The sequence below is a fragment of the Rhodococcus sp. X156 genome, from assembly GCF_004006015.1.
In the GTDB taxonomy this organism is placed as follows: Bacteria; Actinomycetota; Actinomycetes; order Mycobacteriales; family Mycobacteriaceae; genus X156.
Genome location: NZ_CP034766.1, coordinates 2,422,963 through 2,444,671, shown reverse-complemented (window position 1 = coordinate 2,444,671; position 21,709 = coordinate 2,422,963). Strand labels below are relative to the sequence as shown.

The following is a 21,709-nucleotide window of genomic DNA, read 5'->3' as shown; positions in this document are numbered from 1 at the left end:
GGGTGGCCCCGCCCACGGTGGCGCGTCGGTGGGCTCAGAGGTCGGTGGGCTCAGAGGTAGGTGGGCTCAGAGGTAGGTGGTGGGGATGGCCGGCTCGCCCTTGGACAGCTTGAGGCCCTCCCACGGCAGGCTGACCAGCCCGGCGGCCAGGTGCTTGCGGGACTGCTCCAGCGTGGGCAGGCCTTCCACCGGCTCACCCTTGCGCACCAGCGGGACGGGAACGACGCGGTCGTCGGGGCCCAGCTCGGGGGCGTGCTCGACCCCGTGCACGACCTCCTCCACCACGGTGCCGGTCGCCCGCGCCCGGCGCACCGCTGACTTGGCTCCGCCGCGCGAGGCCTTGTTGCTGCTGCGCTTGGCCACCGGGACGCCGTCCACGGCGACCAGCTTGAACACCATGCCCGCGGTGGGGGCACCGGAGCCGGTGACCAGCGAGGTGCCCACGCCGTAGGCGTCCACCGGCTCCGCGCGCAGCCCCGCGATGGCGTACTCGTCCAGGTCGCCGGAGAGCACCACCCGGGTCTTGGTGGCGCCCAGGGAGTCCAGCTGGGCCCGCGCCTGCGCGGCCATCACGCCGAGGTCGCCGGAGTCGATGCGCACCGCGCCCAGCTCGGGCCCGGCTACCTCGATGGCGGTGGCGATGCCGTTGTGGATGTCGTAGGTGTCCACCAGCAGCGTGGTGCCCACCCCGAGGGCGTCCACCTGGGCGCGGAAGGCGGCGGCCTCGTCGGTGCCGTGCTCGGTGGTGTGCAGCAGCGTGAAGGCGTGCGCGCTGGTGCCGGAGGTGGGCACCCCGTAGCGACGTCCGGCCTCCAGGTTGGAGGTGGAGGTGAACCCGGCGAGGTAGGCGGCACGGGCGCTGGCCACCGCGGCCCGCTCGTGGGTGCGCCGCGAGCCCATCTCGATGAGCGTGCGGCCCCGGGCGGCGCTGACCATCCGGGCGGCGGCGGAGGCCACCGCGGAGTCGTGGTTCAGCACCGACAGGGCCAGGGTCTCCAGCACCACGCACTCGGCGAACGTGCCGTGCACCGAGAGGACGGGCGAGCCGGGGAAGTACAGCTCGCCCTCCGGGTAGCCGTCGATGTCCCCGCGGAATCGGTACTCGGACAGCCACTCCAGCGTGCGCGTGTCCACCACCCCGGCCAGTGCGGCCAGCTCCTGCTCGCCCACCTGGAAGTCGGCCAGCAGCTCGAGGAACCGGCCCGTGCCGGCGACCACGCCGTAGCGCCGCCCGGCGGGCAGCGAGCGCGCGAACAGCTCGAAGGTGCAGTGCCGATCACCGGTGCCGTCCTGGAGGGCGGCACTGAGCATGGTGAGCTCGTAGTGGTCGGTGAGCAGGGCGGTGCTTGTGTAAGCCGTCACGTCCGGTCACTGTACGAGGCTCGTACCGAGACCGGGACGTGGGAGTTCGTCCGTTTCGGTCGTAAGGTGGAGTCCATGGCTGCACCCACTGAGCTGGAACCTCAGGTCGACCCCGACTCGGTAACCGACGAGGCGCGGGGTGAGGACCGACCGTGGGTGACGGTGGTGTGGGACGACCCCGTGAACCTCATGCACTACGTCACCTACATCTTCCAGAAGCTCTTCGGTTACTCCAAGGACAAGGCCACCGAGCTGATGATGCAGGTGCACTCCGAGGGCAGGGCGGTGGTCTCCTCAGGCACCAAGGAGAAGATGGAGGGCGACGTGAGCAAGCTGCACGCCGCGGGCCTGTGGGCCACCCTCCAGCGGGACGGCTGAGCCCGCCCAGCTCGCACGCAGCTCGCCGCCACGACACAGCACATTCACCGACCTGACCGACACCGCAGCACGGCGCGGGTGGTCAGCCAACCCACCGGGACACACCTCATGCAGCACTGGTCACGCAGGAGCACGTTCGGGGGAGCTCGGGTGCGCACCGAGCTCGACCCCCAGGAGGCAGCGGTGCTCCGCGGGCTGGTGTCCTCGGTGGTGGAGATGCTGCGCGCCCGCGCCGACGACGCCCCCACCGACGAGCTCTCCCGGATGACCGGACTGCGCACCGGCCACAGCGACCGCCCCCAGGACGACAGCCTGCTGCGCCTGCTGCCGGACTTCCACCGCCTCGACGACCCGGCCTACACCCAGGACGGTGCCGACCGGGAGCAGGGCGCCTACGCCGCCGGTGCGCTGCGCAGCCTGCACGAGCCGGAGATCATCGACGCCAAGTGCGCGGCGGCTCAGGTGCTGCTGGACTCCTGCCCGCCGCGGGGCGGGCGGGTCACGCTGAACACCACGCAGGCCGACGCCTGGCTGGCCACCATCAACGACGTCCGGCTCACCCTCGGCACCATGCTGGACATCGGCCCAGACACCCCGGACGAGGTGCCCGAGGACGACCCCCGCGCGGGTCACCTCGGCGTGTACCACTGGCTCACCTTCGTGCAGGACTCCCTGGTGCAGTCGCTGATGAGCTGAGCCTGGCTGGCCCGTCGGGCCCGGTCGGCGCGGCACCGGCGTCGCCTAGGATGGGTTGCGTGCTGACAATCCGGGCAGACCTCGTCGAGGCGATGATCGCCCACGCGCGCGCCGACCACCCTGACGAGGCCTGCGGGATCCTCGTGGGGCCGGAGGGTTCCGACCGTCCCGAGCGACACGTGGCCATGATCAACGCCGAGCGCTCACCGACGTTCTACCGCTTCGACTCCGGCGAGCAGCTGCGGGTGTGGCGCGAGATGGACCGCAACGACGAGGTGCCGGTGGTGGTCTACCACTCGCACACCGCCACCGAGGCCTACCCCAGCCGCACCGACATCAACCTGGCTGCCGAGCCGGACGCGCACTACGTGCTGGTCTCCACCCGCGAGCCCGACACCGAGGAGCTGCGCAGCTACCGCATCGTCGACGGCGTGGTCACCGAGGAGCCCGTCGAGGTGGTGGAGAGCTACCGGTTCGCGCACTCCGGTCCGGACGACGTCCCCGACCAGCAGTGACGTGCGCCGGGAATCCCCGGCGCCCCTGCAGACGTTGCCCGCACGAAGGACCACTCACGAACTCAGGAGCTCTCCCATGGCAGTGACCGTTTCCGTCCCGACCATCCTGCGCACCCACACCGACGGCCAGAAGAGCGTCGAGGCCTCGGGCGCCACGCTGGCCGAGCTGATCGACGACCTCGAGGCCAAGCACAACGGCATCAAGGAGCGCCTGGTGAACGGGGACAAGCTCCACCGCTTCGTCAACGTCTACGTCAACGACGAGGACGTCCGCTTCTCCGGCGGCATGGCCACCCCCATCGGCGAGGGTGACGACGTCACCATCCTCCCCGCGGTCGCCGGCGGCGCACGCTAGAGATGGCCCGCTACGACAGCCTGCTCGACTCCCTGGGCCACACCCCGCTGGTCGGCCTGCCCTCGCTCTCCCCGCAGTGGGAGGGCGAGAACCCGGTGCGGCTGTGGGTCAAGATGGAGGACCGCAACCCCACGGGCTCGGTCAAGGACCGTCCGGCGCTGGCCATGATCGAGCAGGCCGAGCGCGACGGGGTGCTCACCCCCGGGTGCACCATCCTGGAGCCCACCAGCGGCAACACCGGCATCTCGCTGGCCATGGCCGCGCGGCTCAAGGGCTACCACCTGATCTGCGTGATGCCGGAGAACACCTCCATCGAGCGCCGGCAGCTGCTCACCATGTACGGCGCGGAGATCATCACCTCCCCGGCCGCGGGCGGGTCCAACCAGGCCGTCGCCATGGCCAAGGAGATCGTCGCGGAGCATCCTGACTGGGTGATGCTCTACCAGTACGGCAACCCGGCGAACGCGCTGGCGCACTACCGGGGCACCGGTCCGGAGATCCTCGAGGACCTGCCCACCATCACGCACTTCGTGGCCGGGCTGGGCACCACCGGAACCCTGATGGGGGCCGGGCGCTACCTGCGCGAGAAGGTGCCCGGCATCCAGGTGATCGCAGCGGAGCCGCGCTACGGCGAGCTGGTCTACGGGCTGCGCAACATCGACGAGGGCTTCATCCCCGAGCTCTACGACGCGTCGGTGCTCACCACCCGCTACTCGGTAGGACCCAAGGACGCGCTGCGACGCACCCGCGAGCTCATCGAGCAGGAGGGCATCTTCGCCGGGTTCTCCACCGGCGCCATCCTGCACGCGGCGCTGGCCGCCGGGCGCAAGGCCGTCAAGGCGGGGGAGCGGGCGGACATCGCGTTCGTCCTCTGCGACGCCGGCTGGAAGTACCTCTCCACCGGCGCCTACGCCGGGACGCTCGAGGAGGCCGAGGCGGCCCTGGAAGGACAGCTCTGGGCATGAGGCCTCCCGCGATCCCGTCGGCGCACCGACCCTCCACCCCGGGCGGGCAGCCCGTGTGGAAGACGGCCGCCGTGACGATCGCGCTGTTCGTCGCCGCGCTGTGGGTGATCCAGGGGGTCAACTCCGCCACCGGTGACGAGCTCACCGACGACGGGATCGAGCCGCGCGCGGTGAGCGGGCTCGACGGCATCCTCTGGGCGCCGCTGCTGCACGCCGACTTCGGGCACCTGCAGTCCAACACCGTGCCCCTGCTGGTGCTGGGCTTCGCGGTGCTGGTGCTGGCGGGGCTGCTGCGGTTCGTGCTGGTCAGCGCCATCATCTGGCTGGTCAGCGGGGTGGGGGTGTGGCTGTTCGGCGAGCCGGACACCGTGGTGGTGGGTGCCTCCGGGCTGGTGTTCGGCTACCTCGCCTACCTCATCGTCAGCGGCATCTTCACCCGCAGCCTGCTCCAGCTGGCGGTGGGCGTGGTGGTGTTGGTGCTCTACGGCAGCCTGCTGTGGGGCGTGTTCCCCGGCGCGCCTGGCGTGTCCTGGCAGGGCCACCTCTTCGGAGCCGTCGGCGGGGTGGTCGCCGCGAGCGCGATGGCCCGCCGCGACCGTGCCGCCGGACAGCTCGGCCCGGGCGTGCGCCGGTGAGCACGCCGGTGGGCGCGGACGCGCCGATCGGCATCTTCGACTCCGGGGTGGGTGGGCTCACCGTGGCCCGCGGAATCATCGACCAGCTGCCGGCGGAGTCGGTGATCTACGTCGGCGACACCGCCAACGGCCCCTACGGTCCGCTGACCATCGCGCAGGTCCGGGCGCACGCGCTGGCGGTGGCCGACGACCTGGTGGAGCGGGGCGTGAAGATGCTCGTCATCGCGTGCAACACCGCGTCGGCCGCCTGCCTGCGGGACGCTCGTGAGCGCTACCCCGTGCCGGTGGTGGAGGTGGTGCTGCCGGCCGTGCGCCGTGCGGTGGCCACTACCCGCAGTGGCCGTATCGGCGTCATCGGCACCCGCGCCACCGTCGCCTCCCGCGCCTACGACGACGCCTTCGCCGCCGCCCGTGGGGTGAGCGTCACCTCGGTGGCCTGCCCGCGGTTCGTGGACTTCGTGGAGCGCGGCATCACCAGCGGACGCCAGATCCTGGGCTTGGCCCAGGCGTACCTGGAGCCGCTGCAGAGCGCCGAGGTGGACACCCTGGTGCTGGGTTGCACGCACTACCCGTTGCTGTCCGGGGTGCTGCAGCTGGCCATGGGCGACCAGGTGACGCTGGTCTCCAGCGCGGAGGAGACCGCCAAGGACGTGCTGCGCGTGCTCAGCGCCACCGAGCTGCTGCGGGAGAGCCCGGTGCCGCCGACCAGGGTGTTCCTCTCCACCGGTGATCCCACCTCGTTCGCGCGGCTGGGTCGTCGCTTCCTGGGGCCGGAGCTGACCGAAGTTGGTGCGGCCGCCGGTCCGGTCGGTGTCGCAGTCGACTAAGACGCGCTCGCAGATCACGGTTGGCCGTGGCAACATGACCGGAATGCGGCTCACCGTCGTCGGATGCTCCGGCAGTGTGGCAGGACCCGACTCCCCAGCCTCGAGCTACTTGGTGACCGCTGAGGGCGCACCACCACTGGTGATCGACCTCGGCGGCGGTGCTCTCGGGGCGCTGCAGCGCTACGTGGACCCTGCGTCGGTCACCGTGCTGCTCAGCCACCTGCACGCCGACCACTGCCTGGACGTCGCCGGGCTGCTGGTGTGGCGGCGCTACCACCCGAGCCCGGTGCCGGGTCGCACCACGCTGTACGGGCCGACGGACACCGCACAGCGGCTGGCCGCGGCCTCGTGCGCGGGGACGGCGGAGGTGGAGGACATCTCCGACGTGATGGAGCTGACCCACTGGCGCAGCGGCGAGGCGGTGCGGTTCGGCTCCGTCACGGTGCTGCCGCAGCTGGTGGAGCACCCCTGCGAGGCGTTCGGGCTGCGCGTCACCGACCCGTCGGGCGTGACGCTGGTCTACACCGGCGACACCGGTCCGTGCGCGGAGGTGGAGGAGCTGGCCCAGGGCGCGGACGTGCTGCTGGCCGAGGCGTCGTGGACCGACTCCCCGAGCCGGCCGGTGGGGGTGCACCTGTCGGGCACCCAGGCCGGCCAGCTGGCGCAGAAGGCGGGGGTGGGCAGGCTGCTGCTCACCCACATCCCGCCGTGGACCTCCCGCGAGGACGTGGTGGCCGAGGCCCGCGCTGAGTTCGACGGCGAGGTGCACGCTGTCAGCGCGGGCGAGGAGCACGACATCGTGCACGGCGCCCGGGCCGGCTCGTCGGTGCCCGCGCGCCCCTGACTGGCGCTGCCCGCTCATCCGCGGTTCACCCGGTCCCCACTAGGCTCGCCGGGTGTCCACACGAGCAGACGGCAGAGAAGACGACCAGCTCCGCGACGTGCGCATCACCCGCGGATTCACCGACCACCCCGCCGGCTCCGTGCTGGTGGAGTTCGGCAGCACCCGGGTGATGTGCACCGCCAGCGTCACCGAGGGCGTGCCCCGCTGGCGCAAGGGATCGGGCCTGGGGTGGGTGACGGCGGAGTACGCGATGCTGCCGGCGGCCACGCACACCCGCAGCGACCGCGAGTCGGTCAAGGGCAAGGTGGGGGGCCGCACGCAGGAGATCAGCCGGTTGGTGGGCCGCTCGCTGCGCGCGTGCATCGACCTGGCGGCGATCGGGGAGAACACCATCGCTATCGACTGCGACGTGCTGCAGGCCGACGGCGGCACCCGCACGGCGGCCATCACCGGCGCGTACGTCGCGCTGAGCGACGCGGTGACCTGGCTGCGGGCCAAGGGCGCGCTGTCCGACCCGCAGCCGCTGTCGTGCGCCATCGCCGCGGTGAGCGTGGGTGTGGTGGACGGCCGGGTGCGCCTCGATCTGCCGTACGAGGAGGACTCCCGCGCGGAGGTGGACATGAACGTCGTGCTCACCGACGCGGAGACCTTCGTGGAGATCCAGGGCACCGGTGAGGGCGCGACCTTTGCCCGCTCCACCATGGACGCGATGCTGGACCTGGCGGTGCGCGGGTGCGCGCAGCTGTCGGCCATCCAGGCGGAGGCGCTGGCGGCGCCGTACCCGGGCGTGCTGCCCGCGCCGCCCGCGCCGACCGGCAAGAAGCGGGGCTGAGCGGCCGGTGGAGCTGCTGCTGGCCAGTCGCAACGCCAAGAAGCTGGCGGAGCTGCGTCGCATCGTGAGTGCGGCGCAGCTCACCGGTGTCACGGTGGTGGGCCTGGACGACGTGCCGCCGTTCGAGGAAGCTCCGGAGACCGCTCCGACGTTCGAGGGCAACGCACTGGCCAAGGCGCGTGACGGGGCGGCCGCGACCGGGATGGCCTGCGTGGCTGACGACTCGGGGCTGGCGGTGGACGCGCTCAACGGCATGCCCGGGGTGTTGTCTGCCCGCTGGTCGGGCCGGCACGGTGACGACGCGGCCAACACGGCGCTGCTGCTGGCCCAGCTGACCGACGTGCCCGACGAGCGCCGTGGCGCGGCCTTCGTGTCGGCATCGGCGCTGGTGGTGCCGGGGGGGCGGAGGTGGTGGTGCGCGGGGAGTGGCGCGGCCGCATCGCCCGTGAGCCGGCAGGCACCAACGGCTTCGGCTACGACCCGGTGTTCGTGCCCGAGGGCATGGACTGCAGCGCGGCGGAGCTCATCCCGGAGGAGAAGGACGCCGTCTCGCACCGCGCCCGTGCTCTGGAGCAGCTGTTGCCCGCCCTGCGCGCCCTCTAGCTCACGCACAGCCACCTCGGACGTCACTACGCCACCTCCCGGCAGCGGGCTGGAGGGTCGGAGTCGCTGAGGTCGGGTGGGTGGTGGATCGGGTTGGTGCGTGGTCGTTGGTCGGGGTCGAGGTGTCGGGGTGCGATCCACTCCACCCGGCCGCCGGTGCCCATGCGGACGGTGAAGCCTTCGTGGGTGATGAGGCGGTGGTCGAACGGGCAGACGAGCGCGAGGTTGTGGAGGTCGGTGGGTCCGCCGTGTTGCCACTCGTGCAGGTGGTGGACCTGTGTCCACTGGGCGGGCATCTCGCAGCCGGGTCTGGTGCAGCCGCGGTCTCGGGCGTACAGGGCTAGTCGTTGTGCCGGTGAGGCCAGGCGTTGCCCGGTGCCGAGGTGCAGGACTTGCCCGGTGGAGTCGAGCACGCAGGGCAGCCACTTCGCCTCAGCCGCCATGCGGAGCACGTCGCGCACCGGCACCGTCCCGCCTGAGGCGGTAGACGCTGTCCCGGCGCGGCGCTCCAGGTCCGCCAGCCCCATCGTCACCACCACCGTCGCCGGCAGACCACGGTTGTTCGGGAGCTCACCGGAGGCGAGGGCGTCGCGACACAACGTGGCGAGGGCGTCGTGGTTGCGCTGGGCGGCACTGCGCGGATCCGGCGTCCCCTCTTCCGACACCGGCCGGGCGGCGGCGGAGAAGGCGGCGTCCACCAGGGCGCGGGTCATGGGGTCGAGCTCACCGCTGATGCGGCTCATCCCGTCCGGGCGTTGCCGACCGATGGTGAAGCCCCGCCGCCGGGCGCGATCCACCTCGGAGGTTTCCCGGCCGTCGGGATCGAGGTAGGCCACCAGTCGTTCCGCGGCCTTGGCCAGCTCCGACGGTCGCAGCGCGCAGGCCTGCCCAGCCAGCGTCTGCTCGGCCATGGCGGTCGTTTCGGCGTCCAGCGAGGCCGGCAGGTCGTGCATCGTCTTGGCGACAATGTCGGCGTGCCGCGGCGAGATCTCACCAGCGGCTTCAGCGGCCGCGCACGCAGGATGGGCCGGCCCGAGGTCCTCCCCGGTGAAGGACGTCCGAGGGCCCCGCACCAAGGCGGCTCGCACCCGAGCACGGGCCTCCTGGATGTCCAGGTGCAGCACTTCGGACAACAACCCCGCCGTGCCCCGGGCCAGGAACACCGTGGCCAGGGAACGGCATTCCATCTCCACAATCAACCGATGATCCACCGTCGGCTTCATCCGGTGCACCCGCTCCACCTCACGGCACACCGCCAACACCCCAGCATCGGACAGCCCGGCCAGGGGCAGCTGCTGCAGTCGAGCCATGACCGCAGCCGCCTCGGCCAGCAAGGAGGCAACCTCGTCGGGGAGGACCGCCGCGACACCGTTCGAACTCATGTTCGAAGCATAAGGCGAGGCCCCGACAGTTTCAGCCCTGTGACCAGCGCAGACAGCAAACGGGCCGCCCCCGACAAGGTGCGGCCCGTTCTGCGGAGAGAGCTAGAGGCGCTCGCCCCGACGAATCTTGTTGGTGACCTTGTTCTCGGCGACGAAGGACATCAGGGGGATGGTCCCCGCGAGCAGCACCAGCACCGCGGAGCCGGGACGGAAGCGCGCCTTGACCGCGAGGTCCAGGGCCAGCAGCAGGTACACGACGTAGATCCACCCGTGGGCGATGGCGATGATGGAGGTGACTCCCGCGTCACCCACCGTGTACTTGAAGATCATCGCGACCACCAGCCCGACGAGCAGCACACCGGTGACGTAGGCGAGCACGCGGTAGCGCGTCAGCGCCGGTCCCACCCGCGGGCTCACCTCGTGGGCCGGGGTGCTCGCGGACTTGGCGGTGGTCATCAGCTGCTCCTGGTGGAATCGCGATCGGTCGCTGCCTGCCGGTCCTGCGCGGCGAGGTCGGCGAGGTAGGCGTTGTAGTCGGAGAGGGCACCCTCGTGGACCGGCGCGGCCGCTGTCGGCCGGGCGGGCAGCAGGTCGGCCGGAATCTCCTCCGGGTCCTGCTCACCCCCGGCCACCTCGATGGTGTCATCCTGCTGCTGCTCCTCCAGCCGGACGAACTTGCGGTAGGCGTACACGCTGACCAGCGCGAACAGCGGCCACTGCAAGGCGTAGCCCAGGTTCTGGGCCGTCCCGCTGCTCTCGGAGAAGCGCTCCCACTGCCACCAGCCGAGACCGATGCAGCCACAGAAGACGACCACCACGAGGGCGACGAGTGCGCCGCGGTGGCGCCGGGCGGGTGGTGTCACGACGTCGACGGTACCCGTTGCGTCCGGTTGTGCACCGGGGGCGGACAGCGTTGGTGGCCAGCCCCACAGGCACCTTTATGCTGTCGTGCACGCGGGAGTGGTGGAATTGGCAGACACGCCAGGTTTAGGTCCTGGTGCTCGAAAGAGTGTGAGGGTTCGAGTCCCTTCTCCCGCACGCCTAGCCGGCGGCCTGGGCGACGTCCAGCTCGCGCATCAGCTTGGCGACGTGACCGGTGGCCTTGACGTTGTACTGGGCCACGCTGATCTTGCCCTCGGCGTCGACGACGAACGTCGAGCGGATGACTCCGTTGACGACCTTGCCGTAGAGCTTCTTCTCCCCGAAGGCGCCCCACGCCTGCATCACCGACTTGTCGGCGTCGGACAGCAGCGGGAAGGTGACCCCCTCCGTCTCCCGGAACTTGGCCAGCTTCGCCGGGGCGTCGGGGGAGATGCCCAGCACCGCCAGCCCCGCGCCCTCCAGCTCGTTGAGGTTGGTGCTGAAGTCGCACGCCTGCTTGGTGCAGCCCGGGGTCATGGCCGCGGGGTAGAAGTAGACGATGACGGAGCGGCCCCGGTAGTCCGCCAGCGAGACGGGGTTGCCGTCGGCGTCGGGCAGGGTGAAGTCGGGTGCGTCGTCGCCGGGGGCGAGCCGAGTCGTGTCAGTCACGACAGGCAGGTTACCGCCCGACGCCGACACCTGTGCTGGGTCTCGCGGCACCGTCTGCTCTACGGTAGGTCGGAGATTCAGCGCTATTCGGAGAGAAGAGGACACGTGGCACGGGACACCGAGAACATCGAGCGTGAGATCGAGCGCGCCAGGGACCAGCTGGCCCGGACCGTGGACGAGCTGACCGTGCGGGCCAGCCCCAAGCGCATGATCGACAACGTCAAGCACACCGTGCTGGCCAAGCTCGAGGAGCCCGCCGTGCGCAACGCCCTGATCGGCGTTGGGGCCGTGGTGGGCGTGCTGGTCCTGCGCAAGATCTTCCGCTGAGCACGGCCGTCCAGGCCTGACGCTCTCCAGGAGCCCCCGTCCGCCCCGCGCGGACGGGGGCTCCTGCGCGCCCTGCGGGTCTGCGCCCATCGGGTCTGCGCCCAGAGGCTCAGAGCTCGGGCCGGCGCAAGCCCATGGCGTTGGGGAAGGGCACACCGTCCCCGTCCACCACCAGCTGGGCGAGCGGCTCGAGCAGGCGCCGCAGCGCCACCGTGTCGATGGTCTCGTAGGCCCGGGCGGCCAGCACGTCGGTGTGCTCCTCCAGCACTGCCGCAGCCGCCGGGTCGACGTCGGCGGCCTCCTCCTCCGCGGCCTGCCACTGCGCGTCGCTCCACCCACGGAACTCCTGCTGCCGGTCGGGCACCCGGTCGGCAGCCATCAGGTGCGGCACTGGCCAGCGCAGCCCGGCGGCGGTGACCGCCGCGACGTGGCCGTCCCCGCGGTGCTCCCGCAGCACCGTGCAGTCGTGCCACAGCGCTGCCAGCGGGTCGTCGGGACGGGGCAGGGCGGCGTGCGCGGCCGCCAGCGGACGCCCGGCCAGGTCCAGCGAGGCCACCGCTGAGCCGGTGAGGGACGCCGCCCGCGTCACGTCCACCCCGTCGTCGCCCAGCAGCCGGCGCAGCGCCCCCACCGCGGCGTCCTGGCGCGCCTGCAGGACGTCCCGGGGCGAGACGACCCGCCAGATCTGGGGGACCGCGCGGGCGACGAAGTCGGGTGCGAACCCAGCGAAGACCGCGGTGACCAGCTCCGCGCTGGCGGGTCCGAGCGCGGCGGCCCGGGAGGCGAAGTAGCCGGGCCAGAATCCGCGCAGGCCCAGGTCGAGGTAGGCGCTCTCGGCCTCGGGGGCGAAGTACACCGCGGCGTGCAGCACCTCGGTGAGTGCACCCAGCCGCCGAGTCTCGACCATGGTCCGACGATACGACCGGCGGCGGGAAGTGGCGCTCTGGCGGGCGCAGCGAGCAGGAGCCAGACAGAAAAAGACCCGCCCGGGGTAACCCGGGCGGGTGATGTTCTGGCGAGTGCGCCGTCAGGGACTTGAACCCCGAACCCGCTGATTAAGAGTCAGCTGCTCTGCCAATTGAGCTAACGGCGCATGCGCTTGCGGCGCGAGACAAACGATAACAGGGGCTCCGGCGACTCGCGAAATCGGCAGGTCAGCAGGCGCATTGACGGCGCTGGCCCAGGTCAGCCGGACAACAGGTGGTCGAGCCTGCCCTGCGTGCCGCCCGTGACCTCAATCACCTTGGTGCGGCTGGTGGGCCCGCTGACCAGCTCGACCGCGCGGCGGCGCACGCCGAACGCCTCGGCCACCGCTCGCAGCGCCGCCTCGGTGGCCTTGCCGTCCACCGCGCGAGCCGCCACCCGGACCACCAGGGCGCCGTCGTGAGACCCACCGACCTCGGTCCGACTGGCGCCCGGGCGCACCCGGATGGCGACCCGCACGTGGTGGTGGCTCAGGCGCCGAGGTCACCGACCGTGGCATCGAGGGTGGTGGCGAGCTGGTCGAGGTCGGTGTCGCTGTACTCGGCGGGCAGGCGCTCCACCAGCTCGTCGCGGTTGATGATCTCCACGTCGGCCGAGTCCACCTCGTCGGTCGGGTCGGTGACCTTGGCCTTGCCCTCCTCCAGCACCAGCCGGTAGTTCTCCGGCCCGGCGTCGATCAGGCGTCGCAGGTCATCGCGGGTCACAGCCACTCTGGTCTCCCTTGTCTCGCAGCGTTGTTCAGCATCGCCGTGCGGCGGCCTCCCCGAGCATTGCGCATGCCGGTGGCGTGGGCGACCTGGGGGTGGGGGAGCTCAGAGCGCGTCCGGGCCGAGCGGGCGGATGCGGGCAGCGGCGCGCACACGGCCGGCCACCAGGAACCACAGGTGCACGGCGTCAGCGTCGGTCGTGGTCATCACCTCGACCTGCTCACCGCGGGTGATCGGGGTGTTGTACTCCAGCACCGCCTCGTGCGGGCCGTCCAGCAGGCCGCGGTGCTCGGCGTCCAGGTGCTCCTCCACGGCAAACCAGTAGGCGGCGTTGTTCACGTGGGAGAACCAGTCGAAGTCGGTCACCCGCAGCGGGAACGGCGTGCCCCGCAGGTGCTCGCCCTCGGGCGCCCGGGGCGGGGTGAGCATCCGCCGCCAGCGCAGCTCCCGGTCGGCCGCGGGCAGGTGGAACATCGAGAAGAAGTCCTGGGAGAGCGGGGTGGGCATCCCGGTCTCGGCGCTGACGTTCACCCAGAAGCCCTCGGTCTCGATCAGCGCTCCGTCGTCGCCCTCGATCTGCACCCGCTTGGTGCACCACCGGCTGGCGTAGCCCGAGCACCACGAGTGCAGCCGGACGTCCTCGTCGAACTGGGCCGGACGCAGCACCCGGACGACGCAGCGACGCAGCACCCAGTAGGCGTGCTTCTCGCCGAACCCGGCGTCGTTGAGGTCGTCGAAGGCGATGTCCTGGAGGTAGCGCGCCATCCCGTCCAGGCGCAGCCGCCGTTGTGGGTCCACGTCGTTGGCACGGACCCGGCGCTGCTGGGTGAACACCCGGCCCTCGGTGGGGACCGCGGTGAACTCAGTGGGTTCGAGCGTTCTCATGTGCTGACATGTTGCCCCCTGCAGGCGTTCTCGGTGGGACGGGGGAGGCCGCGGCCGCTCACGTGGCGCTCCGGTCGTCGGCGCCGATGGTGCCCAGCACCGCCCGGCGCATGGCGGGGCTGCTCTCCCCGAGGGCAGGGGCGACGCCGGCGATGAGCGTCTCCCGCCACACCTGCGGGTCGAACACCATCGGCTCCGTCTCGGCGAGGAACTCCCGCACCACCCGCAGGAATCCCTCGGGGTCGTCGCGGAAGGGGAAGTGACCGCTGCGGGGGAAGACGTCCAGCCGCGAGCCGGGCATGGCGGCGTGGGCCAGGTAGGCGTGGCTGACCGGGACCACGGTGTCCACCGCGCCCCAGATGATCTGCACCGGCAGCTGGGAGGTCAGGTGCACGCGGTCGAGGATGGTGACCACCTGCCCGCGCCAGTCCACCACCGCCCGCAGCGTGCGCAGGAACGCCTCGCGCGCGGTGGGGTCGGGCAGGTCGCTGAGCACGCGCACCAGGTCGGGGACGTCGTGGAAGACCGTGGCCCCCCTCAGCGGGCCCCGGTAGAGCAGCTCGGACACCCGGCCGAGCAGGCCCACCACGGTGAGGGAACCGGGCAGCCGCAGCAGGCGCAGCGCCTGGTTGGCCACCGGCAGGGCAGCCAGGCGCAGCGCGGGGTTGACCTCCTTGGTCACCCCGCCGGGGGCCACCACGACGAGCCGCTCCACCATGTGCGGGAACTGGTAGGCGAACTGCAGGGCCACGCCGCCGCCCAGGGAGTGGCCCACCAGGGTGACCCGCTCGATGCCCAGCACGGTGAGCAGGTCGCGCATCCCGTTGGCGTAGGCGGCCACCGAGTAGTCCGCGCGCGGCTTGTCCGAGCGGCCGTGGCCCAGCAGGTCGGGCGCGATGACGGTGAAGCTCTGGGCCAGCTCGTCGATGACGTGGGTCCAGGTGCTGGAGCTGTCCCCGATGCCGTGGATGAGCAGCAGCGGCGGACCACTGCCCGCCGTCCGGAACGCCCGCCGGTAGCCGTGGATGGTGCGGTGCCTCAGCTGCACCTCGCCCCCCGGCACCGGCGGCGGGTCCTGCACCACGCGCAGGGGTGGCGGGTCCGGCAGCGTGCGCGTGCTCGTGTCGCGGGGCATCCCTGCATGGTCCAGGCGGGGGGTTGCCGGGGCGTCAGGCGAGCGTTGCGTGCGAGTAACAGCGAGCCGGTTCGCCGCTGGTCAGCGCCGGCCCGCGCGCCGCAGCGGCACCAGGGTGGGGGTGGCGTCGTGGAGCAGGAAGTCGAGCACCATGCGGTTGCACAGGTCCGGCTTCTCCAGCAGCAGCGTGTGCGACGTGCCGGGGACCACCGCCAGCTCGGCGTCCGGGATGGCGCGGAACATGGCCACGGTGTGCTCCAGCGCGATGCCGTCGTCGTCGCCGGCCATCACCAGGGTGCGGGCGGCGACGTCGCGCAACACCTCCGGGGACATGGTCGGCTCCTCCGCCCACATGCGGCCCAGCTTGGCGGCGACCACGGCGAGGTGCTCGCGACCGTCGGGGGACACCGCGGCGTAGGAGTCGGCCACCACCGACGCCAGCGCCTCCGCCTCCAGCCAGCCCTCCACGCTGCCGCTGTGGTGGATGCTGCCGCTCACGCTGACCAGCCGCTGCACCAGGTCCGGTCGGCGCAGGGCCACCAGCAGCCCGATGGTCGCCCCGTCGCTGTGGCCCATCAGCCGGCACGGACCACCCACCACCTCGTCGAGGAAGGCGACGGTGTCCTGGGCCATCAGCTCGTAGGTGATGGGGCCGGGGACGTCGGGGGTGTGCCCGTGGCCGCGGCGCTCCGGGACGTAGACGTGGAAGTGCTCGGCCAGCGCGTCGACGTTGGCGATGAAGTTGAGCTGGTCGCTCATCCCGCCGTGCAGCAGCACCAGCGGCTCGCCGGACCCGTGCTCGGCGTACCAGGTGTTGACCCCGTTCACGGTGACGTAGCCGGACATCGAGCCTCCGTGCGTGCGTGGTGGGGCGTGGACTAGTCCGTCGCGTCCTCGTCGATCACGTGCACCGCCGCCTCCTCGGCCGAGGCGGCACTGCCGTCGATGCCGACGTCCTCGGCGAAGAGCTCGGCGTCGAGGTCCGGGCCCACGCCCTCGTCCGGGGCGACCAGCCGCCCGGAGCGCGGGCTGCCGACCTCCTCGTCCCGCGGGAACTCGCTGGCCCGCTCGGCGACGTCGGAGCGCCACTGGTCGTTGCGGTCCAGCGGCTCGTCGATCTCGGCCGCGGGGTCGGGGACCTCCTCCGCCAGCAGCTCGTCCATGGTGGCGCTGCCGTCCCGCTCGTAGGTGGGCGAGCTGTCCGGGCGCATCTCCGGGCGCGGGTACTCCGGTGGCGAGTAGCCCTCGTCTAGGGCGTCGTCCACGCCCCGGTAGAGCAGGGTGTCCTCCTGGGGCAGCTGGTCCTCGGGGTCCAGGCTGTACTCGCTGTCCCCTTCATCTCTGAAGCTCTCAGGTCCGGTCATGCCTCCACGATGTCACTGTGCGGGCGGCTGCGCTCGTGCCGCTCAGGGGCGCGACCCAGCACCACCGTGGCGTCCAGCTCCTGGTCGTGCACCACCGCCGGCTGCAGGCCGTGCGCGCTCAGCAGGGCGCACGCCTGGGGCGCCTGCGCGGCGCTGGTCTGCGCCAGCAGCCGCCCGCCAGGGGCGAGCCAGGACGGGGCTGCCGCGCAGGTGCGGGCCAGCACCCGCAACCCGTCCGGGCCACCGTCGAGGGCCACCCGCGGCTCGTGGTCGCGTGCCTCGGTGGGCAGCAGCGCCAGCTCGGCCGTCGGCACGAACGGCACGTTGGCGACCACCACGTCCACCTCCCCGTGCAGCTGGGCCGGCAGGGCGTCGAACAGGTCGCCGTGCAGCACCCGGGCGCCGGTGCCGGCGAGGTTGCGGGCGGCGCAGCGCACCGCGGGCGCGTCGATGTCGGAGGCGTACAGCTGCACCCCGTCGACGGGCTCAGGCCCGCTGGCCAGCCCGGTGAGCACCGCCAGCCCCACCGCGGCGCACCCGCAGCACAGGTCCACCACCACCCGCGGGGGCCGCCCCAGCGAGCGGGCCGCCGTCACGGCCTGCTCGGCCAGCGCCTCGGTGCGCCGGCGCGGGACGAACACCCCGGGGTCCACCGCCACCACGAGACCGTCGAACTCGGTCCAGCCCAGCACGTGCTCCAGCGGGGTTCCCGACCTGCGCTGGGCCACCGTCGCGGCCAGCTCAGCCACGGTGTCGGCGGACCGGGCCAGGAGCTGGGCCTCGTCCTCGGCGAACACGCAGCCCGCCGCACGCAGCTGCGCGACGAGCGCACTGACGTGCTCGGGGTCGAGGTCGACGGCCATCAGCGGCGAACCTACTCCCGACGTGGGCAGGCGCTAGCCTGTTCGCCATCGACACTTCCCGCAGAGCCCTGCCGTGACCGGCCGAGCACCGAGCAGGCGCCGCGCCAGCACCCCCCGCACCCGCACCGCCAAGACGGTCAAGCCGGTGCCCACCGCGGGCGCGGGGGAGCGGATCTGGATCCTCGAGGTGCCCTTCCGGGTGCAGCTGCCCGGCGTCAGCTACGTGCCGGCCTGGAAGGCCCACGCCTACGTGGGCGCCGAGCTGCCCGCCGCGCTGGCGCCCTACGCCTCGCTGCCCTACAGCTACCAGCGCTTCGTGGAGGACGAGCTCAACGGCGAGGTGGGCCCCGGTGCGCAGGCCCACCCGCGGCTGCCGCGGCCCGAGCAGTGCGACGGGGCCGAGGCCATCGTCGCTGCCGCCCGTGCCGGCGCCCGCGGCTTCTACCTGGCCGACGACCCGGGCACCGGCAAGACCATCACCGCGGTCATGGCGGTCCGCGAGATCGCCGAGCTGCGCGGGGAGACCAGCGTGCTGGTGACGGTGGACCGGCCCACCTCCATCACCATCGCGCACTGGCGGGCCTCCATCGCCGCGGTGGGCGACGGCGGGCTGCGCTGGCTGCTGCTCTCGCCGGACCAGCTGCGCAAGCTGTTGGCCCGCAACGGCAAGCCGCGCTACCGCTTCGGCATCTGCGTGCTGGACGAGGCACACCTGTACCGGCACACCGACACCCAGCGCACCACCGCGATGCGTCGCGTCGCCCGCTACACCGACGCCCACGACACCGCGCCGTTCGTGCTCGCCCTCACCGCCACGCCCGGCCACCACCCCGGCGAGATGACGTACCTGTCGCCACTGTTCGCGCAGGTGCACGACGAGCCGCCGGCGCGGTGGTCGCCGCTGGGCGCCCGGATGGCCGCCGCCGGCATCCCGCTGGAGCGCTCCGGCACGCGGTGGACCTGGACGGCGCAGGCCAAGGAGTCCGGGGCGGTGCAGCAGGCGGCCACCGAGACGGTGCGCGGCTGGCTCACCGAGGCCGACCCACCGGTGATGCTGCACCGCTCCGCACCGTGGGGGCCGGCGCCGCTGGACGGCCTGCCGGTGGACCTCTCCGCCGACGAGCGCAGCGCCTACGAGAGCGAGTGGGGCGAGTACTGCCGGGAGATGGGCCTGGCCCGGCGCGGGCGCGACGTGGCTCGCGGGCGGGCGGCGGTGCTGCGCTTCCGGCAGAAGGCCGGCATGCTGCGGGCCCCGGCGAGCGCGGAGTGGGTGCATGCCCAGGTGGAGCGCGGCTACCAGGTGGCGGTGTCGGTGAACTTCGTGGGCACCGCCGCCGAGCCGCTGGCCGAGCTGCTCACCGACCGGGGCCTGCAGGTGGCGCGCATCTTCGGCCCGGACGCCGACCGCGAGCACGAGCGGATGCTGTTCCAGCGCGGTGCCGCCGACGTCGTGGTGTTCAACACCAGCTCCTCGATCAGCCTGCACGCCAACGAGCTGCTGGCCGACGGCACGCGGGCCAGCGCCACCCCACGGGTGGGGCTGATCCACCAGCCGTCGTACTCGGGCATCGAGGCGCGCCAGACCCTGGGGCGCACGCACCGCGACCACCAGGTGTGCCCGTGGTACCTCGGCTACGGGGTGAGCACAGTGGAGGAGCAGGTGGCCGCGGTGATGCTGGACCGGTTGCGCCAGAGCAGCGACAGCGTGGGTGCCGACACCACGGCGCTGCACTCCATCGCCGAGCTGCTGGGCGCGGACTGGTTGCCCGACGACGCCCTGAGCTGAACCGGTCCCCGGGCTGGTCGAGGTCCGGTGGGGTCGCGCCGTGGGCGTCACGCTGCTGTAACCGGGCCGTCACGTGGCGCACTTACGTTTGGCCGCATGACTGCATCTGGGGGGATCAGGAAGATGGGCGTCGAGGAGGAGTTCCACCTCGTCGACGCGCGCACGCGACGACTCACCGCGCGGGCGCCGGAGCTGCTGGCCACGCTTCCTCCGCAGGTCTACGTGGAGGAGCTGCAGCGCTGCGTGGTCGAGGTGAACAGCGGGGCGTTCGCCGACCTGCAGGCGCTGCGCGCCGACCTGGTCGGTCACCGGCGGATGCTGTGCAGCGCAGCAGCCGAGCTGGGCATGGGGGTGGTGGCCGCGGGGGCGGTGCCGCTGTCGGTGCCCTCGGAGATGCAGGTGACGCAGACCCCGCGCTACCGGCGGATGCTCGCCGACTACCAGCTGCTGGCCCGCGAGCAGCTGATCTGCGGCACCCAGGTGCACGTGGACCTGCCCGACCGGGACGAGGCGGTGGTGGTGGCCAACCGGGTGGCGCCCTACCTGGCGGTCTTCCTCGCGCTCAGCTCCAGCTCGCCGTTCTGGGCCGACGGCTCGGACACCGGCTACGCCAGCGCCCGCACCCTGGTGTGGCTGCGCTGGCCCACCACCGGCGCCAGCAGCGGCGCCGGCTCGGCCGCGGAGTACGACGCGCTGGTCGGCGACCTGGTCTCCAGCGGGGTGATCACCGACCCGGGGATGGTCTACTTCGACGTCCGCCCCTCCACCCGGCTGCCCACCCTGGAGCTGCGGATCTGCGACGGCTGCCCGTCGGTGGACTCGGTGGTGCTCATCGCCGGCCTCTTCCGCGCGCTGGTGGAGCGCGAGGTGGCAGACCTGCGGGCAGGCGTCCCGCCGCTGCAGGTCTCCACCACGCTGAACCGCGCCGCGCTGTGGCGGGCGGCCCGCTCCGGGCTGGAGGGGGAGCTGGTCGACGTGGTCACCGGCACGCCCCGTCCTGCCGGAGAGGTGGTCGACTCGCTGGTGCGGATGCTGCGTCCGCAGCTGGTGCAGACCGGCGACTGGGACACCATCTCCGAGCTGGCCCGCAGCGCCGTGCACGTGGGCAGCTCGGCCTCCCGTCAGCGCCGCACCCTGCGCCGGCGCGGCCTGCTCACCGACGTCGTGGACCTGCTGATGGCCGAGACGGCGTGCCTGCTCACCCCGCAGGCGGAGATCTCCGACCCCGAGGGCACGCTGCTGCACGGCTACCAGCTGCTGGGCAGCCCCCCCGTGGTGGACGTGCACGACGAGGCCGTGGACCACCGGGGCGAGGTGCGGCCGGAGTACCAGCACGTGCTGAAGCTCGCCGCCGGGCTCGGTCCGGCCGGGCTGCGCAAGCGGCAGGCGGAGGTGGAGCGGGAGCAGAGCATCGACGGGGTGACCTTCCGGGTCAGCGGGGAGGGCCAGCCGCAGATCTTCCCGCTGGACGTGGTGCCGCGGCTGGTGCCCGCCCACGACTGGGAGCTGCTGCAGCGCGGCCTCGCCCAGCGCACGCTGGCGCTCAACGCGTTCATCGAGGACGTCTACGGCGAGCGCACGCTGGTGCACGACGGGGTGCTGCCGCCGGAGGTGCTCGACCGGGCGCCGGGCCTGCGCGAGAGCGGGCTGCTGGCCCCACGCGGGCGGGTGCGCACCCACTTCAGCGGGGTCGACCTGGTGTGCACCGGACCCGGCTCGTGGCTGGTGCTGGAGGACAACCTGCGGGTGCCCTCCGGCGTCGCCTACGCCCTGGCCAACCGCAGCCTGATGTGCGGAACTCTCCCCGAGCTGGAGATGCCGGCCGACGTGCTCTCCCACGACGCGGTGGCCGGGATGATCCGGGACACCCTGCTGGCCGCCGCACCCCCGCGGGCCGGTGACGCGGTGTCCGCCGCGGTGCTCACCTCCGGCTGGCAGGACTCGGCCTACTTCGAGCACAAGCTGATCGCCGACCAGACCGGGCTGCCGCTGGTGCGCACGGAGAACCTCTCGGTGAACGACGGAGTGCTGCACCTGCACCACGGGCGCCAGTCCCGGCGCATCGACGTGCTCTACGTGCGGATGGACGAGGACATGCTGCTGTCCTCCCTCGGCCACGACGGCCAGCCGCTGCGCCAGGGGCTCACCGAGGCGCTGGGCAACGGCACCCTGACCCTGGCCAACGCGCTGGGCAACGGGGTGGGTGACGACAAGGCGATCTACCCCTACGTCCCGGCGATGATCGACTACTACCTGGGCCAGGCGCCCATCCTCGACCAGGTGCCCACCATGGTGTGCGCCGACCGCGCCCAGCGCGACGAGGTGCTCGGCCGGCTCGCGGAGCTGGTGGTCAAGCCCATCGACGGCTTCGGTGGTGCGGGCATCACCATCGGGCCGGAGTGCACCGACGAGGAGCTGGCCGAGCGTCGGGTGGAGCTGATGACCCACCCGGAGCGCTACGTCGCCCAGGAGGTGGTGCCGCTGTCCACCCACCCCACCTTCGACGGCACCGGCTTCTACCCCCACCACGTGGACCTGCGGGCGTTCGTGCACCTGCGCGCCGACGGCGACCGGGTGGACGCGCACGTGGTGCCGGCCGCGCTCACCCGGGTGGCGCCCGCGGGCACCAAGATCGTGAACACCTCGCGCGGCGGCGGTGGGAAGGACACCTGGATCCAGGGCTGAGCAGCTCAGGGCAGCTCAGGGCTGCGGACTTCCGGGCTGGACCAGCCAC

The 21,709-nt window shown here is 72.4% G+C and carries 25 protein-coding genes, 2 tRNA genes and 1 pseudogene; 14 read left to right on the top strand and 14 right to left on the bottom strand.

The window, feature by feature from the left end; translation table 11 throughout:
- Positions 1-66: 66 nt before the first annotated feature.
- Positions 67-1,362 carry a nicotinate phosphoribosyltransferase gene (locus ELX43_RS11565; RefSeq protein WP_127783558.1) on the bottom strand — a complete coding sequence of 432 codons (1,296 nt, stop codon included), beginning with the start codon at positions 1,360-1,362 and terminating at the stop codon, positions 67-69.
- 75 nt (positions 1,363-1,437) lie between these two features.
- On the opposite strand from ELX43_RS11565, the gene clpS reads away from it, so the two are divergent.
- The 10 genes and pseudogenes from clpS to rdgB all read left to right on the top strand — a co-directional run bounded on the left by clpS (position 1,438) and on the right by rdgB (position 8,012).
- Positions 1,438-1,740, top strand: a complete 303-nt coding sequence (clpS, locus tag ELX43_RS11560) for an ATP-dependent Clp protease adapter ClpS (RefSeq protein WP_127783557.1) — start codon at positions 1,438-1,440, stop codon at positions 1,738-1,740.
- A 108-nt stretch (positions 1,741-1,848) separates the two neighbouring features.
- Complete coding sequence (locus tag ELX43_RS11555) at positions 1,849-2,436, top strand: DUF2017 domain-containing protein (protein ID WP_127783556.1); 588 nt, start codon at positions 1,849-1,851, stop codon at positions 2,434-2,436.
- Positions 2,437-2,495: 59 nt separating this feature from the next.
- Positions 2,496-2,951 (top strand): M67 family metallopeptidase, encoded by a 456-nt coding sequence (locus ELX43_RS11550; RefSeq protein ID WP_127783555.1) that lies wholly within the window; start codon positions 2,496-2,498, stop codon positions 2,949-2,951.
- 76 nt (positions 2,952-3,027) lie between these two features.
- Positions 3,028-3,306 (top strand): MoaD/ThiS family protein, encoded by a 279-nt coding sequence (locus ELX43_RS11545; protein WP_127783554.1) that lies wholly within the window; start codon positions 3,028-3,030, stop codon positions 3,304-3,306.
- A gap of 2 nt (positions 3,307-3,308) precedes the next feature.
- A complete protein-coding gene (locus ELX43_RS11540; protein WP_127783553.1) occupies positions 3,309-4,271 on the top strand; it encodes a cysteine synthase in 963 nt (320 codons plus the stop codon).
- On the top strand, positions 4,268-4,906 hold the full coding sequence (locus tag ELX43_RS11535; protein ID WP_127783552.1) for a rhomboid family intramembrane serine protease: 639 nt from the start codon (positions 4,268-4,270) through the stop codon (positions 4,904-4,906). The genes ELX43_RS11540 and ELX43_RS11535 overlap by 4 nt, the downstream gene beginning before the upstream one ends.
- On the top strand, positions 4,903-5,733 hold the full coding sequence (gene murI / locus ELX43_RS11530) for a glutamate racemase (RefSeq protein ID WP_127783551.1): 831 nt from the start codon (positions 4,903-4,905) through the stop codon (positions 5,731-5,733). Before ELX43_RS11535 ends, murI begins: the two co-directional genes overlap by 4 nt.
- A 43-nt stretch (positions 5,734-5,776) precedes the next feature.
- Complete coding sequence (locus tag ELX43_RS11525) at positions 5,777-6,577, top strand: MBL fold metallo-hydrolase (protein WP_206518005.1); 801 nt, start codon at positions 5,777-5,779, stop codon at positions 6,575-6,577.
- Positions 6,578-6,629: 52 nt separating this feature from the next.
- Entirely contained in the window at positions 6,630-7,409 is a 780-nt protein-coding gene (rph, locus tag ELX43_RS11520; protein ID WP_127783549.1) for a ribonuclease PH, read from the top strand.
- Between the two features lie 13 nt (positions 7,410-7,422).
- Positions 7,423-8,012 (top strand): annotated as a pseudogene (gene rdgB / locus ELX43_RS11515) (RdgB/HAM1 family non-canonical purine NTP pyrophosphatase).
- A 26-nt stretch (positions 8,013-8,038) separates the two neighbouring features.
- Here rdgB and ELX43_RS11510 read toward each other — a convergent pair.
- The 3 genes from ELX43_RS11510 to ELX43_RS11500 all read right to left on the bottom strand — a co-directional run bounded on the left by ELX43_RS11510 (position 8,039) and on the right by ELX43_RS11500 (position 10,257).
- A complete protein-coding gene (locus ELX43_RS11510) occupies positions 8,039-9,394 on the bottom strand; it encodes an HNH endonuclease signature motif containing protein (protein ID WP_127783548.1) in 1,356 nt (451 codons plus the stop codon).
- A 102-nt stretch (positions 9,395-9,496) separates the two neighbouring features.
- Positions 9,497-9,850, bottom strand: a complete 354-nt coding sequence (locus ELX43_RS11505; protein WP_127783547.1) for a DUF3817 domain-containing protein — start codon at positions 9,848-9,850, stop codon at positions 9,497-9,499.
- Positions 9,850-10,257 carry a hypothetical protein gene (locus ELX43_RS11500; RefSeq protein ID WP_127783546.1) on the bottom strand — a complete coding sequence of 136 codons (408 nt, stop codon included), beginning with the start codon at positions 10,255-10,257 and terminating at the stop codon, positions 9,850-9,852. Before ELX43_RS11500 ends, ELX43_RS11505 begins: the two co-directional genes overlap by 1 nt.
- A 91-nt stretch (positions 10,258-10,348) precedes the next feature.
- On the opposite strand from ELX43_RS11500, the gene ELX43_RS11495 reads away from it, so the two are divergent.
- A tRNA-Leu gene (locus tag ELX43_RS11495) sits at positions 10,349-10,432 on the top strand.
- A gap of 3 nt (positions 10,433-10,435) precedes the next feature.
- Here ELX43_RS11495 and bcp read toward each other — a convergent pair.
- Positions 10,436-10,924: a thioredoxin-dependent thiol peroxidase gene (gene bcp / locus ELX43_RS11490; RefSeq protein ID WP_127783545.1), complete on the bottom strand. Its 489-nt coding sequence runs from the start codon at positions 10,922-10,924 to the stop codon at positions 10,436-10,438.
- Positions 10,925-11,029: 105 nt separating this feature from the next.
- Here bcp and ELX43_RS11485 point away from each other — a divergent pair, with 105 nt between their 5' ends.
- Positions 11,030-11,251 (top strand): DUF3618 domain-containing protein, encoded by a 222-nt coding sequence (locus ELX43_RS11485; protein WP_127783544.1) that lies wholly within the window; start codon positions 11,030-11,032, stop codon positions 11,249-11,251.
- A gap of 109 nt (positions 11,252-11,360) precedes the next feature.
- On the opposite strand, the gene ELX43_RS11480 is transcribed toward ELX43_RS11485, so the two are convergent.
- From ELX43_RS11480 to ELX43_RS11440, 9 genes are all read right to left on the bottom strand, one after another.
- A complete protein-coding gene (locus ELX43_RS11480; RefSeq protein WP_127783543.1) occupies positions 11,361-12,158 on the bottom strand; it encodes a hypothetical protein in 798 nt (265 codons plus the stop codon).
- A gap of 113 nt (positions 12,159-12,271) precedes the next feature.
- Positions 12,272-12,344, bottom strand: a tRNA-Lys gene (locus tag ELX43_RS11475).
- A 92-nt stretch (positions 12,345-12,436) separates the two neighbouring features.
- Positions 12,437-12,694 (bottom strand): DUF167 domain-containing protein, encoded by a 258-nt coding sequence (locus ELX43_RS11470; protein WP_127783542.1) that lies wholly within the window; start codon positions 12,692-12,694, stop codon positions 12,437-12,439.
- An 11-nt stretch (positions 12,695-12,705) separates the two neighbouring features.
- On the bottom strand, positions 12,706-12,945 hold the full coding sequence (locus tag ELX43_RS11465; RefSeq protein ID WP_127783541.1) for a hypothetical protein: 240 nt from the start codon (positions 12,943-12,945) through the stop codon (positions 12,706-12,708).
- Between the two features lie 102 nt (positions 12,946-13,047).
- The gene (locus ELX43_RS11460) at positions 13,048-13,827 is read right to left on the bottom strand and encodes an acyl-ACP thioesterase domain-containing protein (RefSeq protein WP_127783540.1); all 780 of its coding nucleotides are present in this window, start codon (positions 13,825-13,827) and stop codon (positions 13,048-13,050) included.
- A 58-nt stretch (positions 13,828-13,885) separates the two neighbouring features.
- A complete protein-coding gene (locus ELX43_RS11455; RefSeq protein ID WP_127783539.1) occupies positions 13,886-14,962 on the bottom strand; it encodes an alpha/beta fold hydrolase in 1,077 nt (358 codons plus the stop codon).
- Between the two features lie 81 nt (positions 14,963-15,043).
- Positions 15,044-15,808: an alpha/beta hydrolase gene (locus ELX43_RS11450; protein WP_127783538.1), complete on the bottom strand. Its 765-nt coding sequence runs from the start codon at positions 15,806-15,808 to the stop codon at positions 15,044-15,046.
- A gap of 32 nt (positions 15,809-15,840) precedes the next feature.
- Positions 15,841-16,326 (bottom strand): DUF5709 domain-containing protein, encoded by a 486-nt coding sequence (locus ELX43_RS11445; protein ID WP_127783537.1) that lies wholly within the window; start codon positions 16,324-16,326, stop codon positions 15,841-15,843.
- Positions 16,323-17,189 carry a putative protein N(5)-glutamine methyltransferase gene (locus tag ELX43_RS11440; RefSeq protein WP_127783536.1) on the bottom strand — a complete coding sequence of 289 codons (867 nt, stop codon included), beginning with the start codon at positions 17,187-17,189 and terminating at the stop codon, positions 16,323-16,325. The genes ELX43_RS11445 and ELX43_RS11440 overlap by 4 nt, the downstream gene beginning before the upstream one ends.
- A 73-nt stretch (positions 17,190-17,262) precedes the next feature.
- Between ELX43_RS11440 and ELX43_RS11435 the strand changes: the two genes are divergently transcribed.
- Positions 17,263-18,975, top strand: coding sequence for a DEAD/DEAH box helicase (locus tag ELX43_RS11435; RefSeq protein ID WP_127783535.1), 1,713 nt, complete (start codon positions 17,263-17,265; stop codon positions 18,973-18,975).
- Positions 18,976-19,071: 96 nt separating this feature from the next.
- Entirely contained in the window at positions 19,072-21,660 is a 2,589-nt protein-coding gene (locus tag ELX43_RS11430; RefSeq protein WP_241248918.1) for a carboxylate--amine ligase/circularly permuted type 2 ATP-grasp protein, read from the top strand.
- Positions 21,661-21,709: the final 49 nt, after the last annotated feature.

What these genes read in the sequence shown, in the direction of transcription:
- ELX43_RS11545 (WP_127783554.1), top strand. Translation starts at nt 3,028, where the DNA reads ATGGCAGTGACCGTTTCCGTCCCGACCATCCTGCGCACCCACACCGAC.
- ELX43_RS11440 (WP_127783536.1), bottom strand. Translation starts at nt 17,189, where the DNA reads ATGGCCGTCGACCTCGACCCCGAGCACGTCAGTGCGCTCGTCGCGCAG.
- ELX43_RS11510 (WP_127783548.1), bottom strand. Translation starts at nt 9,394, where the DNA reads ATGAGTTCGAACGGTGTCGCGGCGGTCCTCCCCGACGAGGTTGCCTCC.
- ELX43_RS11505 (WP_127783547.1), bottom strand. Translation starts at nt 9,850, where the DNA reads ATGACCACCGCCAAGTCCGCGAGCACCCCGGCCCACGAGGTGAGCCCG.
- ELX43_RS11540 (WP_127783553.1), top strand. Translation starts at nt 3,309, where the DNA reads ATGGCCCGCTACGACAGCCTGCTCGACTCCCTGGGCCACACCCCGCTG.
- ELX43_RS11455 (WP_127783539.1), bottom strand. Translation starts at nt 14,962, where the DNA reads ATGCCCCGCGACACGAGCACGCGCACGCTGCCGGACCCGCCACCCCTG.
- ELX43_RS11480 (WP_127783543.1), bottom strand. Translation starts at nt 12,158, where the DNA reads ATGGTCGAGACTCGGCGGCTGGGTGCACTCACCGAGGTGCTGCACGCC.
- clpS (WP_127783557.1), top strand. Translation starts at nt 1,438, where the DNA reads ATGGCTGCACCCACTGAGCTGGAACCTCAGGTCGACCCCGACTCGGTA.
- ELX43_RS11460 (WP_127783540.1), bottom strand. Translation starts at nt 13,827, where the DNA reads ATGAGAACGCTCGAACCCACTGAGTTCACCGCGGTCCCCACCGAGGGC.
- ELX43_RS11525 (WP_206518005.1), top strand. Translation starts at nt 5,777, where the DNA reads ATGCGGCTCACCGTCGTCGGATGCTCCGGCAGTGTGGCAGGACCCGAC.
- ELX43_RS11450 (WP_127783538.1), bottom strand. Translation starts at nt 15,808, where the DNA reads ATGTCCGGCTACGTCACCGTGAACGGGGTCAACACCTGGTACGCCGAG.
- ELX43_RS11430 (WP_241248918.1), top strand. Translation starts at nt 19,072, where the DNA reads ATGACTGCATCTGGGGGGATCAGGAAGATGGGCGTCGAGGAGGAGTTC.
- ELX43_RS11445 (WP_127783537.1), bottom strand. Translation starts at nt 16,326, where the DNA reads ATGACCGGACCTGAGAGCTTCAGAGATGAAGGGGACAGCGAGTACAGC.
- ELX43_RS11555 (WP_127783556.1), top strand. Translation starts at nt 1,849, where the DNA reads ATGCAGCACTGGTCACGCAGGAGCACGTTCGGGGGAGCTCGGGTGCGC.
- ELX43_RS11535 (WP_127783552.1), top strand. Translation starts at nt 4,268, where the DNA reads ATGAGGCCTCCCGCGATCCCGTCGGCGCACCGACCCTCCACCCCGGGC.